Raw genomic sequence first — 397 nt, 5'->3', positions numbered from 1 at the left:
ATTCAAGCTATGTCCATCGAAGATCCCCCATGTTTGCTCTGGTTTGAATTTCTTCTTGGCTTTCTCCAGATCCTCCGGGGACATTGTAAACTGAAAAGCGTACTGAGATAATTCTATAGCTGCTTCAAATTCGTCACGTTGTAATTGTCTAATCTCCATAACTTCGCCACCTCACTCGTATACTCGGACCTTTAAAAAAATTACGCACTTAGAGTGTCGCAAAGCCTTTTCTCTCTGTCAACCTTATAAGCAGGTATCGATCCACAAAAACGCATAAAAAAAGGATGACAACCTCACTGAGGTTGTCATCCTTTTTACATTTGCTTGGCAACGTCCTACTCTCCCAGGACCCTGCGGTCCAAGTACCATCGGCGCTGGAGGGCTTAACGGTCGTGTT

Annotated in this window: 1 protein-coding gene and 1 rRNA gene; both read right to left on the bottom strand. The window is 44.3% G+C overall.

Annotation, left to right across the window (positions count from 1 at the left end; all coding sequences use genetic code 11):
* A partial coding sequence (locus tag AC5V8P_RS26165; protein WP_495474127.1) for a GNAT family N-acetyltransferase occupies positions 1 to 159 on the bottom strand: 159 nt, incomplete at its 3' end.
* Between the two features lie 163 nt (positions 160 to 322).
* Positions 323 to 397, bottom strand: a 5S ribosomal RNA gene (gene rrf / locus AC5V8P_RS26160); the annotation flags it as partial.

The organism is Paenibacillus sp. N119s (assembly GCF_059447605.1).
The sequence above is the reverse complement of the archived record's forward strand: the minus strand, read 5'-3'. Positions and strand labels throughout refer to the sequence as shown.